This is a genomic window from Rathayibacter sp. PhB151 (assembly GCF_004366415.1).
Taxonomy (GTDB): Bacteria; Actinomycetota; Actinomycetes; order Actinomycetales; family Microbacteriaceae; genus Rathayibacter; species Rathayibacter festucae.
This window is the reverse complement of record NZ_SOEN01000006.1, coordinates 1-16,491: the sequence shown is the minus strand read 5'-3', so window position 1 is coordinate 16,491 and position 16,491 is coordinate 1. Positions and strand designations below refer to the sequence as shown.

The following is a 16,491-nucleotide window of genomic DNA, read 5'->3' as shown; positions in this document are numbered from 1 at the left end:
TGAGCCCGATGGAGACCGCCGATGACCGCTGAGTCCGCCGCCGCGCCGAAGGTGCGGGTCGCCATCGTGGACGACCACGAGTCCGTCCGCCTGGGAGTCGCCGCCGCCATCGAGGCCGCGGGGATGCAGGTGGTGGCCGCGGCCGAGACGGTGCGCGCCCTCGAGGAGGTCCTCGACGGCTCGGAGATCGAGGTGCTCGTTCTCGACCTCTCGCTGAACGACGGCTCGAGCATCACAGCGAACGTCAAGTGGGGCCAGGTGCGCGGCTCGGCCGTCCTGGTGCACAGCATCGCCGACCGCGTGGTCGCCGTCCGCGAGGCTCTCGCGGCGGGCGCCGCCGGAGTGATTCCGAAGTCCTCGCCGATGGCGACCGTGGTCGCCGCCATCCGCACCGTCGCGCGCGGCGAGGTCCTGAACAATCTCGAGTGGGCGTCGGCGATCGACGCGGACGACGACTTCGCCCGCGCGGTGCTCGGGCGCCGGGAGCGCGACGTGCTGCACCTCTACGCCTCCGGTCTGCCGCTCAAGCTCGTCGCCGATCGCCTGCAGATCTCGGTGTCGACGGCCAAGGAGTACCTCGACCGGATCCGCGACAAGTACGTCGAGATCGGGCGACCGGCCCCCACGAAGGTCGACCTGCTGCGCCGCGCCGTCGAGGACGGCATCCTGCCGGGCATCGATCCGGACGACGGCGATGCCGGGCGCTGAGGTCGTCCCCGCACGCGCTCCGGCGAACCGCGAGCGCATCGACCGGATCATCAGCACGGTCGTCTCGTTCTTCGGCTTCGGCTTCGCGCTGCAGACCGTGCCGCCCATCCTCGGTCAGCTCCCGGTCCTGCGGCCCGAGGCCGCCTGGCCCGTGCTGGTCCTCGTCTTCGGCGCGCTCGGCGCCTCGGTGGTCACGGCGGTCGCCCGCCGCGGGACGCAGGTCAGCGGCGCCGTCGTCGCCGCGTCGCTCCTGCTCGCGCTGCTCACCTGGCCGCTGACGATCCGGCCCGACGCCGTCCCCCAGGAGACGCCGTGGATCTGGTACCTGCTGACCATCGGCACGGCCTTCTGCACGATCGTCGCGCCGCTGCGGCTGGCGATCGTCTACGCCTCCGTCACCACGCTGCTGTTCGGCGTCCTGCGCGTCCTCCCCTCGGGCGGTGGAGCGTCGCCGACCCGTGCCGCCCTCGACGCCGTCTACGTCGGCATCGTCGGCTTCGTGATGCTGGTGCTGATCACCGTGCTCCGGCAGTCGGCGGACCGGGTGGACCGCGCGCAGCGGACGGCGATGGAGCAGTACGAGGCCGCGATGCGCCAGCACGCCGGCGAGGTCGAGCGCGTCGAAGTGGACGCCCTCGTGCACGACAACGTGCTCGCGACCCTGCTCGCCGCGGCGACGGCGGAGTCGGGCGCCGAGCGCGCCCTCGTCTCCTCGATGGCGCGGAAGACGCTCTCGGTGCTGCTCCCGGACGAGGAGTCCGACCTCGACGCCGGAGAGGTGCCGCTGGAGCTGCTCGAGCGGCAGCTGTCGCACGCGGCCTCGACCTTCGTGGCGGAGTTCGGGGTCGTCCTCGACGGCGACGTCGACCCGCGGACGACGACGATGCCGCGGCCGGTCGCGGAGGCCGTCCTCGGCGCGGTCTGGCAGGCCCTGACCAACAGCGTCCAGCACGCGGGTCCGAGCGACGCCGTGCGCCGCTCCGTGCGCGGGCAGCTCTCCGCGTGCTCCGTCGAGGTCGTCGTCGAGGACGACGGCCGCGGCTTCCTCCTCGCCGACGTCCCGCGCGAGCGGCTCGGCATCCGGCTCTCGATCCTCGACCGAGTGCACCAGGTGCAGGGCTCGGCGCGGATCGACACCGTCCCGGGCGTGGGCACCCGGGTCGTCGTCGCCTGGCCCTCGGCGAGGGGCCGATCGTGATCGCGTACCCGCGCCCGCTGCTCTCCGCGCTGGGCGGAGGCTTCTCGCTCTACCACGTCGTCCTCGCCTTCTTCTCGTACCGCCTCGCGCCCGCGACGCCCGCCGACCTGCTCGCCGTCGGCCTCTACATCGCCGCCACCGTGATCGCCCTCCTGCCGAGCTCGACCATGCGGATGAACGCGGTGACCGCGTGGGCGATGGCGGGAGTGGCGGTGGGGCTGCCGCTGCTCGTCTCGCCGTCGCTGGACCCCGGTGCCTCCAACGGATACTCCACCTGGTACATCGCGGCGGTCGGCACGCTGATGACGATCGTCTGCGCCCGTCGGCGCCCCCTGGCGGCGTGGACCGGGATGGCGTTCCTGATCGTGCACACGACGGTCTGGGCGGGTCCCGTCGCCCTCGCGACACTCGGCGTCGTCGGCGGCATCGCCTGGGTCGGCATCGCGCAGCTCCTGATCGTCGAGCTCGGCCGCGCCGGCTCCGAGGCGCGCGTGCTCGAGGCCGCCGAGCGGGCGGCGGCGTCGTGGCGCGCGGCGGAGGAGGCGCACCTCTCCGAGCGGGAGGTGCGGCTGGAGCAGACCCGCACCATCGCCTCGGAGATGCTGCTGCGCATCGCCACCAGCCCGGTGGGCCTCACCGATGAGGAGCGCCGCGAGTGCGCCCTGCTGGAGGCGTCGGTCCGGGACGAGATCCGGGGGAGGCGGCTGCTGGACGACGACGTCCGCCGGCTGGTGCTCGACGCGCGACGGCGGGGCGTCACGGTGTCGGTGCTGGACGACGGCGGGCTGGACCGGACCACGGAGGAGGAGAGCCGGCGGGTGCTGCGCGAACTCGCCCGGGCGCTCGGCGGCATCGGCGAGGGGGTCGACCGCGTCGTCGTCCGCACGGCGTCGGCGGACTCGCCGTCGGCGGTGACGGTCGTGGGCCTGCGGACCGCGGGCGACGGCAGCGCGGGCGCCCTCGGCTCGGACGACGCGGGCGACGAGGTGGACGCCTGGGTCGAGATCCGGCGCGACGAGCAGGGCGTCCTCGAGGACTGAACCGAGCCGTCCGCGCCGCTCGGTGCGCTGCGGATCTCCGGTGCGCCGCGCGGCCGAGAAGACGTTGAACCGCAGGAGTCGTTAAAAGAGTGCGGCGGGCTGTCCACTCCTCCGAAGAGGGGGCCCAGCCCGCCGTCAAACCCCGAGTGAGGGTGACAACCCGAATGTCACCCTCACTCGCCCCCAAAACACCCGCCTGCTTACCCTGGTCGGCGAGTGATTGGCGATGCCCCCTCCGTGGAGTGAGCACCTAACACGCATAACTATGCCGAGGACTGCGAGGGGCGGGTAGTCGGCACTTTAGGGGACTAATCGGGGTACAAATTCCGCGATCCGCGTCGTTCCCGCCGGTTCGTGCCGTTCGCGGCCACCCGCAGGGCTCAGCCGGAGAACGAGCGCCAGGCCCCGGGCGCCGGCTGCAGCGGTGCCCGGACCGCGGCGGCGCGGTCGCTCCAGCCGCCGCTGGGGACGACCGGCACCTCGGCGACCGGGTGCGACTGCGCGGCGAGCGCGGTCACGACCGCGGTCACGGCCGCGACCTCGCGCGCATCGAGGCCGGGAGTGGTGATGACGACGGTGGGGGCGGAGTCGGCTGCGCTCATCCCGCGACGGTACCGCATGCCGTTCACGGTCCCGCGTGCGGGCCGGTGACTATGCTGACGCCGGACGCCGCCGGAGCGACGCCCCTTCCGTCCGAACAGGAGTGTCACCGCATGCCGTCGTGGTCCCTGAAGCGCGGCCGCGCCTCCGCCCGTCGCGTCGCCGCTGTCCTCCGGTCCTCGCCCGCTGCCTTCGCGACGACGGCGGTGGTCCTGCTCGCCAGCGCGGCGGCCGGCACCCTCCTCGCCCCCGCGAGCGACGAGACCGGCGCCTGGTGGGCGGCGGGCGCCGGCACGATCCTCGGCGGCCGGCCCTGGGCCGCGGTGACGGGCCTGCTGATCGTGTCGGGTCCGCCCGCGCTGCTCCTCGTCGTCCTCCTGCTCCTGCCGCTGCTGATCGCGGCGGAGCGCCGTCTCGGGGCGCGCCGGCTGGTCCTCGCCTTCCTGCTCACCGGGGCGCTCGGCACGGGGGTCGGAGCGGCCCTGCAGAGCGTCGGCGCTTCGGTGGGCGAGTGGTGGGCCGGGGACACGGTCGGCGACCACACCTTCGACCCGCTGATCGGCGGCGTCGGCGCGCTGCTGGCCGCGACGGCGTTCATGGGCGGCCTCTGGCGCCGTCGCCTGCGCGTCACCGTCTTCGCGGTGGTCCTGATGTTCGTGCTCTACGCCGGCGACTCCGCCGACGTGTACCGCCTCCTCGCCGGTGCCGCCGGCCTGGTGATCGGGGCCGTGCTGGCGCACGGGGTGAGCGGACTGCGCCCGCAGCGCCCCGCGCCGAGCTCGCACCGCGAGTCGCGCGCCCTGCTCGCCGCGGTGGTCGCGGTCACGGCCCTCGGTCCGCTCGTCGCCGTGCTCTCGGACTCGGGCTACGGGCCGTTCTCGTTCCTCGGCCGGCTGCTGCAGAGCGCGTTCACCGGTGCCGCCGGTCTCGAGGACCCCTGCGGCGCCACGGTCCGGCACTGCGCGCACCACGTGCGGCTGAACCTGATCTCGCCCGGGCCGATCCTGCTCACGTTCGTCCCGATGATCCTGCTGCTCGTCGCGGCGTACGGGATGCGCTCCGGGCGCCGGCTCGGTCTGCTGCTGGCGATCGGCGTCAACGCGGCCATCGCGATCCTCGACATCGTGCTGCTGCAGCGCGCGGCGCGGCACCCCGACTTCCAGTACTACGCCGAGTACCTGCTCTGGGTGGCGACCACCGTGATCGTCCCGGTCGCCGTGATCGTCCTCCTGGCGTTCGGCAGCAGGCACTTCCGCATCCGGGCCCCGCGGGAGTCGGCGCGCCGCTGGTCGGTGGTCGTCGGCATCGGCTTCGTCGTCTCGCTCGGCGGATACCTCGCGCTCTCCGCTTCCACCAGGACCAGCTTCGAGCCGGTGCTCGGGATCGGCCGGCTGCTTCTCGACGGGCTGCTGCGCTTCGTGCCGTCGAGCTTCCTCGGCGGGCACGGCCTGCTGGCGGTGCCGCGCGAGCCGCTCGCCCGGATCGGCTTCGAGTGGGTCGGGCCGGTCTTCTGGGCTCTCGTCGTGGTCGCGGTGATCGCTCTCCTGCGGGCGACCGACGTGCAGGGCGTGCGCGGCGACGAGGCCGTCTACCGCCGCCTGCTCGTCCGCCACGGCGCCGGCAGCCTCGGCCACCAGGGCACCTGGCAGGGCAACGAGCACTGGATCGCCCCCGACGGCGAGGGCGGCGTCGCCTACCGCGTCGTGGGCGGTGTCGCGATCACGCTGTCCGACCCGGCCTGCGCGCCCGAGCGGCGCGCGGAGGTGGTCGCCGGCTTTGTCGCGTTCTGCGACGAGCGCAGCTGGACGCCGGTGTTCTACAGCGTCCACGACGAGTTGCTGCCGGTCTTCGACGACCTCGGCTGGTCGCGGATCTCGGTGGGCGAGGAGACGATCATCGAGCTCGGCGGCTTCGAGCTGACCGGGAAGCGCTGGCAGAAGGTGCGCTACCCGCTGACCCGCGCGATCAAGCTCGGCATCGAGCCGGTCTGGACGAGCTGGCCGGAGCTGTCGCTGGGGATGGCCAGCCAGATCGTCGACCTGTCCGAGAAGTGGGTGTCCGAGAAGGCGCTGCCGGAGATGGGCTTCACTCTCGGCGGGATCGACGAGGCGCGCGACCCGGACGTCGCGCTGCTCCTCGCCGTCGGCCCGGACGGTGTGCTGCAGGGGATCACCAGCTGGCTGCCCGTGCACCGCGACGGCCGGATCGTCGGCTGGACGCTCGACTTCATGCGCCGCTCGGACGAGGCGATGCCCGGGATCATGGAGTTCCTGATCGCGTCCGCCGCCCTCCGCGCGCAGGAGCAGGGCGCGGAGTTCGTCTCGCTGTCCGGCGCACCGCTCGCGACGGCGCCCGTGCTGGAGGGGGAGCAGCCGCCGGAGCCGACCGCGCTCTCGGGTCTGCTCGAGTTCCTGGCGCGGACCCTGGAGCCGGCCTACGGCTTCACCTCGCTGTTCAGATTCAAGGCCAAGTTCCACCCGCGCTACGAGGGACTGTGGATGGCCTACCCCGACGCGCTGCAGCTTCCGCGGATCGGCGCGGCGATCGGGCGCGCCTACCTGCCGGACGTCTCCCCGCGCGAGGCGCTCGCCTTCGCCCGGGCGCTGGGAGCGCGCCCGGAGGAGAAGGCGCCGAGCGCGGAGAAGCCGCCCGCGGAGAAGCCGGGCGCGGAGAAGCCGGGCACGCAGAAGTCGGGCACGCAGAAGCCCGCCGACGAGACGGCACCGGAGAAGCCGACGGCACCGGCGCCGGCGCCCGAGAAGGCGACGACGTCCGGCTGACCGCGGCTCAGAGCGGGATGTTGCCGTGCTTCTTGGCCGGCAGGTTCGCGCGCTTGGTCCGCAGCGCCCGCAGGGCCTTGATCACCGACACCCGGGTCGCCGACGGCTCGATGACCCCGTCCAGCTCGCCGCGCTCGGCGGCCAGGAACGGGCTCGCGACGTTGTAGGTGTACTCGTTCGCGAGCCGGGTGCGGACGGCAGCGACGTCCTCGCCGGCCTCCTCGGCCTTGCGGATCTCGTTGCGGTAGAGGATGTTGACGGCGCCCTGGCCGCCCATCACCGCGATCTCGGCCGTCGGCCAGGCGAGGTTGATGTCGGCGCCGAGCTGCTTGGAGCCCATCACGATGTACGCGCCGCCGTAGGCCTTGCGCAGGATGACGGTGACCAGCGGCACGGTCGCCTCCGCGTAGGCGTAGAGCAGCTTCGCGCCGCGGCGGATGACGCCGGTCCACTCCTGGTCGGTGCCGGGCAGGTAGCCGGGGACGTCGACCAGCGTGAGGATCGGCAGCGAGAACGCGTCGCAGAACCGGACGAAGCGCGAGGCCTTCTCGCCGGCCTCGATGTTCAGGGTGCCCGCCATCGCGCTGGGCTGATTGGCGATGATGCCGACCGACCGGCCCTCGACCCGGCCGAAGCCGATCACGATGTTCGGCGCGAAGAGCGGCTGCACCTCGAGGAAGTCGCCCTCGTCGACGATGTGCTCGATCACGGCGCGCATGTCGTACGGCTGGTTCGGGCTGTCGGGGATGACGGTGTCGAGGAAGCGGTCGGAGTCCGTGGTCTCGAGGTCGACCTCGTTGTCGAACACCGGCGCGGGCGAGAGGTTGTTGTCGGGGAGGAAGGAGAGCAGGGTGCGCGCGTAGTCGAGCGCGTCGTTCTCGTCGCTCGCGAGGTAGTGCGAGACGCCCGAGATCTTGTTGTGGGTGAGCGCGCCGCCGAGCTCCTCCATGCCGACGTCCTCGCCGGTGACGGTCTTGATCACGTCGGGCCCGGTGACGAACATCTGGCTGGTCTTGTCGACCATGATCACGAAGTCGGTGAGGGCGGGGGAGTAGACCGCGCCGCCGGCCGCGGGGCCGCAGATGATCGAGATCTGCGGGATCACGCCGCTGGCCGCGGTGTTGCGGCGGAAGATCTCGCCGTACTTGCCCAGGGCGACGACGCCCTCCTGGATCCGCGCTCCGCCGGAGTCGAGGATGCCGATGATCGGGACGCCGGTCTTCAGCGCCAGGTCCATCACCTTGATGATCTTCTCGCCGGCGACCTCGCCGAGCGAGCCGCCGAAGATCGTGAAGTCCTGCGAGTAGACGGCGACCTGGCGGCCGTGGATGGTGCCGGTGCCGGTCACGACGGCGTCGCCGTAGGGACGCTTCTTCTCCATGCCGAACGCGTGGGTGCGGTGGCGGACGAACTCGTCGAGCTCGACGAACGAGCCGGGGTCGAGGAGGGTGTCGATCCGCTCGCGGGCGGTCATCTTGCCCTTGGCGTGCTGCTTCTCGATCGCGGCCTCACCGCTGGCGGTGACCGCCTCGTGGTAGCGGGCCTTCAGGTCCGCGATCTTCCCCGCGGTCGTGAAGAGATCGGGCGCGGGACGTTCGATGTTCGCGGTCACTCGCCCACCTTATCGGCGCGGATGGACCCCTCCGTTGTCGCACCCGCACAGGGAGCGGCGGGTCCGGTGGGAGGGTCCGCACAAGCCGCGGCGCCTGCGACCGGCTCCGGGGCTTCTCGCGGGGCCCGCCGGTAGCGTGGCCGCATGCAGCTCCCGCTCTCCCTCTCCGTGTCGCCTCAGATCCTCTGGCTCGAGAGCGCGGGCTCGACCAACGACGAGCTGCGCGAGCGCGCGACCGCCGAGCCCGCCGCCTGGCCGCACCTCTCCGTCGTGGCCACCGACGACCAGCGCGCGGGCCGCGGTCGCCTGGGCCGGGTCTGGCAGGCGCCCGCCGGGCGGACGCTGGCGGCCTCGACGCTGGTGGACGCGGCGGCCCTCCCCGCCGCGGCGGTCGGCTGGCTGCCGCTGCTGGCCGGCGCTGCCCTCGCGCGGGCGCTCGCCCCGCTGGTCGGCACCGCGGTCGAGGTCAAGTGGCCCAACGACGTGCTGATCGACGGGCGGAAGACGGCGGGTGTCCTCGCCGAGCGCCTCGCCGACGGCCGCGTGATCGTCGGCACCGGGATCAACCTGCTGCTGAGCGAGGAGGAGCTGCCCGTGCCGACGGCGACCTCCCTCGCCCTGGCCGGCGCGGCGACGACCGGCGCCGACGCCGTGCTCGCCGCCTTCCTCACCGAGTTCTCGGCGCTGCTCGCGCCTCTCCTCGCGCTCGGCGACGCCGACTCCGCGGGGTCGGCCGCCGTCGTGCGCGCGCACCTCGGCACCCTCGGCCGCTCCGTCCGGGTGGAGCTGCCGGACGGCTCCGTCGAGGAGGGCACCGCGGTCGCGCTCGACGACGACGGCTCGCTCGTGCTCGAGCAGGACGGCGCCCGGCGCTCGTTCTCCGCGGGCGACGTCACCCACCTGCGCCAGTGAGCGCCGGCGGCCGGGACCGGCTCGCGGAGGGGGACCGGGAGCTCGCTCGGCTCACGCCGCGCGCCCGCCGCGCCGTCGCGCCGGTCGCCGGCTTCCTCCTGCTCACCTGGGCGGGCTTCTACTTCGCCGCGCAGTTCGAGCTGGAGCTGCAGCGCTGGATCATCGCCCTCGGCACGGCCGTGCTCGTGCTGCTGCTCTGCGTGCCCGGCATCGCCGGCTGGGCCAGCATCCGCTACCGGATCACGCAGCGCGGGCTGCACGCGCGTCGCGGCGTCCTGTCGGTGCGCCGCGCCGACCTCGACTTCGACCCGCGGATGGCGGTCGGCGTCTCGCGGAGCCTGAGCCAGCGCGTCGCCCGCTGCGGTGACGTGCGGATCACCCGCGACGGCGCCGAGGCGTTCGTGCTGCGCGACGTGGAGGACCCGGAGCTCGTCGCCGAGCTGCTGCGGGACGCGATCGCGGCGGTGCCGCTGCCACTGCCCGACTGGCCCGCGCCCGACCCGCTCTGACCGCCGACCGTGCGACGGGGCCCTCGCCGTGTTCGCGCCCCTCGCTACCATGGAGCCGCCCCGCGCCCGCGGGCGGAACCAGGAGGATCGTCATGCGCGTCGGTGTGATCGGAGGCGGCCAGCTCGCCCGGATGATGATCCCCGCGGCGGTCGAGCTCGGCCTCGAGATCGCCGTCCTCGCCGAGACCGAGGGCGCCCCGGCGGGCCTCGCCGCGACCCGCGTCGGCGACTACCGCGACGAGGAGACGGTGCTCGGATTCGCCCGCACCGTCGACGTCGTCACCTTCGACCACGAGCACGTGCCGCAGGCGATCCTGCGCCGGCTCGTCGCCGAGGGCGTGGCCGTGCACCCCGGCCCGGACGCCCTCCTCTACGCCCAGGACAAGCTGATGATGCGGCAGCGCCTCACCGAGCTCGGCGTCCCCGTGCCCGACTGGGCGGCGGTCTCCTCCGCCGACGAGCTGGCCGCGTTCCTCGACGAGCACGGCGGACGCGGTGTCGTGAAGACCGCGCGCGGCGGCTACGACGGCAAGGGCGTCCGCGTCGTCCACGGCGCGCGCGAGGCCGACGACTGGTTCGCGGCGCTCGCCGAGGACGGCCGCGGCGGCGCGCTGCTCGTCGAGGAGCTGGTCGGCTTCCGCCGCGAGCTCGCGCAGCTCGTCGCCCGGCGCCCCTCGGGGGAGAGCGTCCTCTGGCCGGTCGTGGAGTCGATCCAGCGCGACGGCGTCTGCGCCGAGGTCCTCGCTCCCGCGCCCGCCTCGGCCGGCCGCCTCGCGGACGCCGCCGCCGACATCGCCGAGACGATCGCCGAGAGCCTCGGCGTCACCGGCGTGCTGGCGGTCGAGCTCTTCGAGACGACGGACGACCGCCTGCTCGTCAACGAGCTGGCGATGCGGCCGCACAACAGCGGGCACTGGACGATGGACGGCTCCACCACCTCGCAGTTCGAGCAGCACCTGCGCGCGGTGCTCGACCTGCCGCTCGGCGCGACCGGCTGCCGCGATCCGTGGACCGTGATGGTGAACGTCCTCGGCGGCCCGGTGGGGGAGTCGCTGACCGACCGCTACCCGCTCGTGCTCGCCGCGCACCCGGCGGTGAAGGTGCACAACTACGGCAAGGAGCCGCGTCCGGGACGCAAGGTCGGGCACGTGAACGCCACCGGTGACGAGCTCGAGCTCGTCGTCTACGAGGCGCGTGCCGCGGCGGCCGTTCTCACGGACTGAGACGTACCATGGTGGCCGTGACCCGCCCCACGCCCTCCGCCCTCCCCGCCGGTACCGCCCCGTGAGCGCCGACGCGCTCGTCAACGGTCCCTCCCCGCTCGTCGGCGTCGTGATGGGGTCGGACTCCGACTGGTCGGTCATGCAGGCCGCCTCGACGACCCTCTCGGAGTTCGGCGTGGCGCACGAGGTCCGCGTGGTCTCGGCCCACCGCACCCCGCAGGCGATGATCGACTACGGCCGCGGAGCGCGCTCGCGCGGCCTGCGCGTCGTGATCGCGGGTGCCGGCGGAGCCGCCCACCTGCCCGGGATGCTGGCCGCGGTCACCTCCCTGCCCGTCGTCGGCGTCCCCGTGCCGCTCGCGCGGCTCGACGGCCTCGACTCGCTGCTCTCGATCGTGCAGATGCCGGCCGGCGTCCCCGTCGCCACCGTGTCGATCGGCGGCGCCCGCAACGCGGGACTGCTCGCGGTGAAGATGCTCGCGATCGGCGACGACGCGCTGTCCGAGCGCCTCGACGCCTTCGCGGCGGACCTGGAGGCGCAGGTCGCCGCCAAGAACGACGCTCTGGTGGCCGGCCTGTGACGGCGATGACACTTCCGCTGCGGCACCCGGACGTCCGCTCGAGCTCCTTCATGACCCGGCGCGCCTGGTGGCTGCTGATCGGCAACCTGCTCGTCCCCGGCTCCGCGCAGGTGCTCGCGGGCAACCGCCGCCTCGGCCGGCTCGGCCTCGGCTTCACCCTGGCGCTCTGGACGGCGCTGCTGGTCGCCGTCCTCCTCTACTTCGTCTTCCCGACCGGCCTGTACACGCTCGCGACCTTCGACCTGTCGATGCTCGCTCTGCAGGCGGCCCTGGTCGTCTACGGCGTGGTCTGGCTCGTGCTCACCCTGGACACCCTCCGGCTCATCCGGCTGGTGCGGGCGCGGCCGAGGATGCGGGCCGTGCTCGCCTTCGCGACGATCGCGCTGATGGCCGTCTCGGTCGGCTCGACCGCCTACGGCACCTACCTGATCGGGATCACCCGCGGCACGCTGTCCTCGATCTTCGGCGGCGGGGCGATGGAGGCGCCGATCGACGGCCGCTACAACATCATGCTGCTGGGCGGCGACGCCGGTGAGGACCGCGACGGCCTGCGCCCGGACAGCATCTCGGTCGTCAGCATCGACGCGTCGACCGGCGCCGCGACCACGATCGGCGTCTCCCGCGAGTTCATCAACATCCCGTTCCCCGAGGACAGCCCGATGCACGAGCTGTACCCGGACGGCTACAACCTCGACAACTGCGACGTCGACAAGTGCAAGCTCAACTCGATCTACACCGAGGTCGAGCTGAAGCACCCCGAGCTCTACCCGGACGCGGTCGCGGAGGGCAGCGAGCCCGGCATCGAGGCGACCCGCGACGCGGTCGAGGGCATGCTCGGCATCCCGATCCAGTACTACGCGCTGATCGACATGGAGGGCTTCGCCCAGCTGATCGACTCGCTCGGCGGCATCGACATCGACTACCAGGGCACCGAGCCCCTGCCGCTCGGCGGGCTCCCCGACTCCGACGGCGTGATGCAGGGCGTCAACCAGTGGATCGATCCCGGCCCCTGGCACTTCAACGGCGAGCAGGCGCTCGCGTACGCCCGCTCGCGCTACACGACGAGCGACTACGACCGGATGGCGCGGCAGCGCCAGGTGCAGACCGCGCTGCTCGAGCAGTTCGACCCGGCCAACGTGCTCTCGAAGTTCCAGGACGTCGCCGCCGCCGGCTCCCAGGTGATCAAGACCGACGTCCCGCAGGGGATGCTCGGCTACTTCGTCCAGCTCGGGCTCAAGACGAAGGCCCAGCCGATCGGTGTCGTCGAGCTGATCCCGCCCGTCGTCGAGGTCGACCGCGATCCGGACTACGACGTGGTCCGCTCCCTCGTGCACCAGGGCCTCTTCCCGGACGACCCGGCGCAGTAGCGCCGAAAGCCGCCCTGGTGGCGGGCGCGGTCTCGAGACGCCCCTTCGGCGCTGCTCGACCGACCGAGGTCGCCGATCGCTTTCCTGCTGATCGAGTAGCCCGCGGAGCGGGCGTATCGAGATCCACCGCCGTCAGGCGACGGGTCTGCGGATCAGCGCGTCTCAGAGGTCGGCGTGCAGCGCCCAGACGCGCTCGGCGGAGTCGCGCCAGCTGAAGGCGCGGGAGCGGTCGCGGCCGGCGACCGAGAGGCGCTCGCGCAGTCCGGTGTCGGAGAGAACGCTGCTCATCGCGAGGGCGAGCCGCTCCGGGTAGTGCTTCGCATCGCCGCGCTCGACGGCGACACCGGCGTCGGCCGCGACCTCGAGCAGCGCCGGGTCGTCCGAGTGCACGACCGGCACGCCGAAGTGCATCGCCTCGAGCACCGGCAGGCCGAAGCCCTCGGCGATGCTCGGGTAGACGAAGAGGGTGGCCCGGCTGAGCACGAGCGCGAGATCGGTGTCGCTGAGCACGCCGAGCGCGCGCACCCGGTCCTCGCCGAGGCCCTGCTCGTCCGCGACGGAGGCGATGTCGAGCTCGCCCCAGCCGGTCGGTCCGACGATCAGGAGCGGGAGCTCCGGGGCCGACGCCTCGCCGAACGCCGCGATCAGCGAGACCAGGCCCTTGCGCGGCTCGAGCGTGCCGACGCTGAGGACGTACTCGGCCGGCAGCCCGAGGGCCGCCGCGCGCTCGTCGGCGTCGTCGGGGAGAACGAGCCCCGAGCCGACCGCACCGCCGATCACGCGGATCCGGTCGCCGAAGTCGAGGACCTGCGAGAGCTGCTGAGCGACCGCGTGCGTCGGGACGACGACCGCATCGGCGAACTTCTGCGCCCTCTTCGCCATCGCGCGGTGCCACTTGGCGCCGTGCGGGGTGAGCGTCTCGGGGTGCGTCCACGGGACGGTGTCGTGGATCGTGACGGCGATCTGCTCGCCCTCGCGGCCCTCGTGACTGCGCAGCGGAGCGAACAGGCTCGGGGCGTGCATCATGCCGCCGCCGGAGGGGATGCCGATGCCGTACTGCCAGGCGCGGGAGAGCTCGCGGCGGCCCAGGTGCAGGCGGTGCAGACGCGCGAGGCCGGGCAGGCGCAGCCGCAGATCCTCCTCCTTCTCCGGCGGATGCGCGGAGAAGACGGCCTCGACCTCGCAGTCGCGCGGGGCGGTGCGGATCAGCTCGCGGGTGAGCTCCTCGGTGTAGCGGCCGATGCCTCCGGGGACGCGGGCGAGCATCTGGTCGACGACCACCCGGAGCGTGGTGGTCACGGCGTCACCGCCTCGAGCGGAGCGGCGGCCAGCGCGTCCTGCCAGGAGCGCATCGGCGCGAGGCCGGCGGCGGCCCAGGCGTCGTGACCGAGGACCGAGTAGGCGGGCCGCGGGGCCGGGCGGACGAAGCTGCCGCTGTCGGTCGGGCGGATCCGCTCCGGGTCGAGCCCGGCCTTCTCGAACACGGCGCGGGCGAAGCCGAACCAGGTCGTCTCGCCGGCGTTGGTGCCGTGATAGATCCCGGCCGGCGCGGCGGCGTCGACGAGCGCGATCAGGCGGTCGGCGAGGTCACCCGTCCAGGTGGGCTGCCCGCGCTGGTCGTCGACGACGGTGAGAGTCGGGTGCGCGCCGGCGAGGCGGACCATCGTCTTGGCGAAGTTGCCGCCGTGCGCGCCGTAGAGCCAGGCCGTCCGGACGACGTAGCCCCGTTCGGGGTTCGCGGCGAGCACGAGCTCCTCACCCTCGGCCTTCGTGCGGCCGTAGGCTGAGATCGGGCCGCGGGGGTGCGACTCGGCGTAGGGGCTGGTCGCCGAGCCGTCGAAGACGTAGTCCGTCGAGACCTGGACGATCGCGGCACCGATCTCGGCGGTGGCGATCGCGAGGTTCTGCGCGCCGAGGGCGTTCACGCGGCGCGCCTCCTCCTCGTCGCTCTCCGCGTCGTCGACCCGGGTGTACGCCGCGCAGTTGAGCACCGCGTCGTGGCCCGCGACGGCGGCGCGGACGGCGTCGAGGTCGGTCACGTCGAGGTCGGCGCGGCCGAGCGCCGTGACGGCGCGATCGCCGAGGGAGGAGCGGAGGTCGGTGCCGAGCATGCCGGAGGCGCCCGTGAGGAGGAAGGTCACCGTCTCATCATGCCGGAGGCCTCCGACGCGCGGACCCCGGCGCACCGGCGGCGACGGTCCACCGCGGCGTCGGCGGGTCGCCGAGCGCTCAGTACACTCGTGACCGTGCAGATCAGAGAGCTCGAGATCCCCGACGCCTACGAGGTCACACCGCGGCAGTTCCCCGACGACCGGGGGGTGTTCTACGAGTTCTACCGCTTCGACCGCCTCGCCGAGAAGGTCGGGCACCCGCTGTCGCTGCAGCAGGGCAACACCTCGGTCTCCAAGCGCGGCACGGTCCGCGGCATCCACTTCGCGCAGATCCCGCCGTCGCAGGCCAAGTACGTCTCCTGCTTCTCCGGCGCGGTGCTCGACTACATCATCGACGTCCGCGTCGGCTCGCCGACCTTCGGGCAGTGGGACTCGGTCCTGCTCGACGACGTCGACCGCCGCTCGGTGTACCTCGGGGAGGGCCTCGCCCACGCCTTCGTCGCGCTGACGGAGGGGGCGGTCGTCTCCTACCTGGTCTCCTCGACCTACGACCCGGTCCGCGAGAAGGGCATCGACCCGCTCGACGAGCGGATCGGCCTGCGCTTCCCGGCCGAGGCGGGCGAGCCGCTGCTCTCGCCGAAGGACACCGACGCGCCGACCCTGGCCGAGGCGGAGGCGCAGGGCATCCTGCCGACCTGGGCGGAGGCGAAGGCGCTCTACGCCCAGCTGGACGGAGCGCACTCGTGAAGGGCATCATCCTCGCCGGCGGCTCCGGCTCGCGGCTCTGGCCGATCACCAAGGGCATCTCGAAGCAGCTGATGCCGATCTACGACAAGCCCATGGTCTACTACCCGCTGTCGACGCTGATGATGGCCGGGATCGACGAGGTCCTGATCATCACGACCCCCGAGTACAATGAGCAGTTCCGCGCGCTGCTCGGCGACGGCTCGAGCCTGGGCATGACGCTGTCCTACGCGGTGCAGGAGTCGCCCGACGGGCTCGCGCAGGCCTTCCTGATCGGCGAGGAGTTCATCGGCGACGACTCCGTCGCGCTGGTGCTCGGCGACAACATCTTCCACGGCACGGCGCTCGGCACGGCGCTCGCGGCCAACACCGAGATCGAGGGCGCGGTGATCTTCGCCTACCAGGTGGCGGATCCGCGGGCGTACGGCGTCGTCGAGTTCGACGACGCGTTCCACGCGCTCTCCATCGAGGAGAAGCCCGCGAAGCCGAAGAGCAACTACGCGGTGCCCGGACTGTACTTCTACGACAACTCCGTCGTCGGCATCGCGAAGACGATCGAGCCCTCCGCTCGCGGCGAGCTCGAGATCTCGACGGTCAACGAGCGCTACCTCGAGGCCGGCACGCTGAACGTGCAGGTCCTGGACCGCGGCACGGCCTGGCTCGACACCGGGACCTTCGACTCGATGATCGAGGCGACGGAGTTCGTCCGCGTGATCGAGCAGCGCCAGGGCTTCAAGATCGGCTGCATCGAGGAGATCGCGTGGCGCCACGGCTGGATCGACGACGCGGCGCTGGCGGAGCTCGCCGCGCCGCTGGTGAAGAGCGGCTACGGCGCCTACCTGCAGCGGCTGCTCGAGCTCGGTCGCTGACGCGGCGGGTCTCGATGCGCCGCTCCGCGGCTGCTCGACCAGCGTGCCTCTCATGCTGATCGAGTAGCCCGCGGAGCGGGCGTATCGAGATCCACCACCGTCAGAACGCGAGTCTGCAGACCCGCCCTGCTGGCGACGTCGGGTCTCCTAGGAAAACATGGTGACCTCAGGCCGCGGCTCGTGGTGTGAGTTGGACGTCGTAGCCGAGGGATTTCAGCTGGTTGAGGGCCTTGTTTCG

At 72.8% G+C, this 16,491-nt stretch carries 15 protein-coding genes; 11 read left to right on the top strand and 4 right to left on the bottom strand.

The window, feature by feature from the left end; translation table 11 throughout:
• Positions 1-21: 21 nt before the first annotated feature.
• Genes EDF35_RS00655 through EDF35_RS00645 form a run of 3 tightly spaced genes read left to right on the top strand, consistent with a single transcriptional unit; the run spans position 22 to position 2,946 of the window.
• Positions 22-708, top strand: coding sequence for a response regulator transcription factor (locus EDF35_RS00655; protein WP_133960449.1), 687 nt, complete (start codon positions 22-24; stop codon positions 706-708).
• Positions 695-1,906: an ATP-binding protein gene (locus tag EDF35_RS00650; protein ID WP_133960448.1), complete on the top strand. Its 1,212-nt coding sequence runs from the start codon at positions 695-697 to the stop codon at positions 1,904-1,906. Before EDF35_RS00655 ends, EDF35_RS00650 begins: the two co-directional genes overlap by 14 nt.
• Positions 1,903-2,946 (top strand): hypothetical protein, encoded by a 1,044-nt coding sequence (locus EDF35_RS00645; RefSeq protein ID WP_133960447.1) that lies wholly within the window; start codon positions 1,903-1,905, stop codon positions 2,944-2,946. The genes EDF35_RS00650 and EDF35_RS00645 overlap by 4 nt, the downstream gene beginning before the upstream one ends.
• Before the next feature lie 380 nt (positions 2,947-3,326).
• On the opposite strand, the gene EDF35_RS00640 is transcribed toward EDF35_RS00645, so the two are convergent.
• Entirely contained in the window at positions 3,327-3,548 is a 222-nt protein-coding gene (locus EDF35_RS00640) for an acyl-CoA carboxylase epsilon subunit (RefSeq protein WP_133960446.1), read from the bottom strand.
• A 111-nt stretch (positions 3,549-3,659) separates the two neighbouring features.
• Between EDF35_RS00640 and EDF35_RS00635 the strand changes: the two genes are divergently transcribed.
• A complete protein-coding gene (locus EDF35_RS00635; RefSeq protein WP_166673970.1) occupies positions 3,660-6,326 on the top strand; it encodes a DUF2156 domain-containing protein in 2,667 nt (888 codons plus the stop codon).
• 7 nt (positions 6,327-6,333) lie between these two features.
• On the opposite strand, the gene EDF35_RS00630 is transcribed toward EDF35_RS00635, so the two are convergent.
• On the bottom strand, positions 6,334-7,938 hold the full coding sequence (locus EDF35_RS00630; protein ID WP_243582397.1) for an acyl-CoA carboxylase subunit beta: 1,605 nt from the start codon (positions 7,936-7,938) through the stop codon (positions 6,334-6,336).
• Between the two features lie 144 nt (positions 7,939-8,082).
• On the opposite strand from EDF35_RS00630, the gene EDF35_RS00625 reads away from it, so the two are divergent.
• The 5 genes from EDF35_RS00625 to EDF35_RS00605 all read left to right on the top strand — a co-directional run bounded on the left by EDF35_RS00625 (position 8,083) and on the right by EDF35_RS00605 (position 12,529).
• Positions 8,083-8,850, top strand: coding sequence for a biotin--[acetyl-CoA-carboxylase] ligase (locus EDF35_RS00625; protein WP_133960444.1), 768 nt, complete (start codon positions 8,083-8,085; stop codon positions 8,848-8,850).
• Positions 8,847-9,359 (top strand): PH domain-containing protein, encoded by a 513-nt coding sequence (locus EDF35_RS00620; protein WP_123445313.1) that lies wholly within the window; start codon positions 8,847-8,849, stop codon positions 9,357-9,359. The genes EDF35_RS00625 and EDF35_RS00620 overlap by 4 nt, the downstream gene beginning before the upstream one ends.
• 86 nt (positions 9,360-9,445) lie before the next feature.
• On the top strand, positions 9,446-10,582 hold the full coding sequence (locus EDF35_RS00615) for a 5-(carboxyamino)imidazole ribonucleotide synthase (protein ID WP_133960443.1): 1,137 nt from the start codon (positions 9,446-9,448) through the stop codon (positions 10,580-10,582).
• Positions 10,583-10,694: 112 nt separating this feature from the next.
• Positions 10,695-11,162: a 5-(carboxyamino)imidazole ribonucleotide mutase gene (gene purE, locus EDF35_RS00610; RefSeq protein ID WP_123734368.1), complete on the top strand. Its 468-nt coding sequence runs from the start codon at positions 10,695-10,697 to the stop codon at positions 11,160-11,162.
• 5 nt (positions 11,163-11,167) lie between these two features.
• The gene (locus EDF35_RS00605; protein ID WP_133960442.1) at positions 11,168-12,529 is read left to right on the top strand and encodes an LCP family protein; all 1,362 of its coding nucleotides are present in this window, start codon (positions 11,168-11,170) and stop codon (positions 12,527-12,529) included.
• 162 nt (positions 12,530-12,691) lie between these two features.
• On the opposite strand, the gene EDF35_RS00600 is transcribed toward EDF35_RS00605, so the two are convergent.
• Both EDF35_RS00600 and rfbD read right to left on the bottom strand, forming a co-directional pair.
• Positions 12,692-13,828, bottom strand: coding sequence for a glycosyltransferase family 1 protein (locus EDF35_RS00600; RefSeq protein ID WP_243586407.1), 1,137 nt, complete (start codon positions 13,826-13,828; stop codon positions 12,692-12,694).
• On the bottom strand, positions 13,825-14,670 hold the full coding sequence (rfbD, locus tag EDF35_RS00595) for a dTDP-4-dehydrorhamnose reductase (RefSeq protein WP_123702613.1): 846 nt from the start codon (positions 14,668-14,670) through the stop codon (positions 13,825-13,827). Before rfbD ends, EDF35_RS00600 begins: the two co-directional genes overlap by 4 nt.
• A gap of 105 nt (positions 14,671-14,775) precedes the next feature.
• On the opposite strand from rfbD, the gene EDF35_RS00590 reads away from it, so the two are divergent.
• Positions 14,776-15,387 carry a dTDP-4-dehydrorhamnose 3,5-epimerase family protein gene (locus EDF35_RS00590; protein WP_123734365.1) on the top strand — a complete coding sequence of 204 codons (612 nt, stop codon included), beginning with the start codon at positions 14,776-14,778 and terminating at the stop codon, positions 15,385-15,387.
• Positions 15,384-16,253, top strand: a complete 870-nt coding sequence (rfbA, locus tag EDF35_RS00585) for a glucose-1-phosphate thymidylyltransferase RfbA (RefSeq protein ID WP_133960441.1) — start codon at positions 15,384-15,386, stop codon at positions 16,251-16,253. Before EDF35_RS00590 ends, rfbA begins: the two co-directional genes overlap by 4 nt.
• Positions 16,254-16,491: the final 238 nt, after the last annotated feature.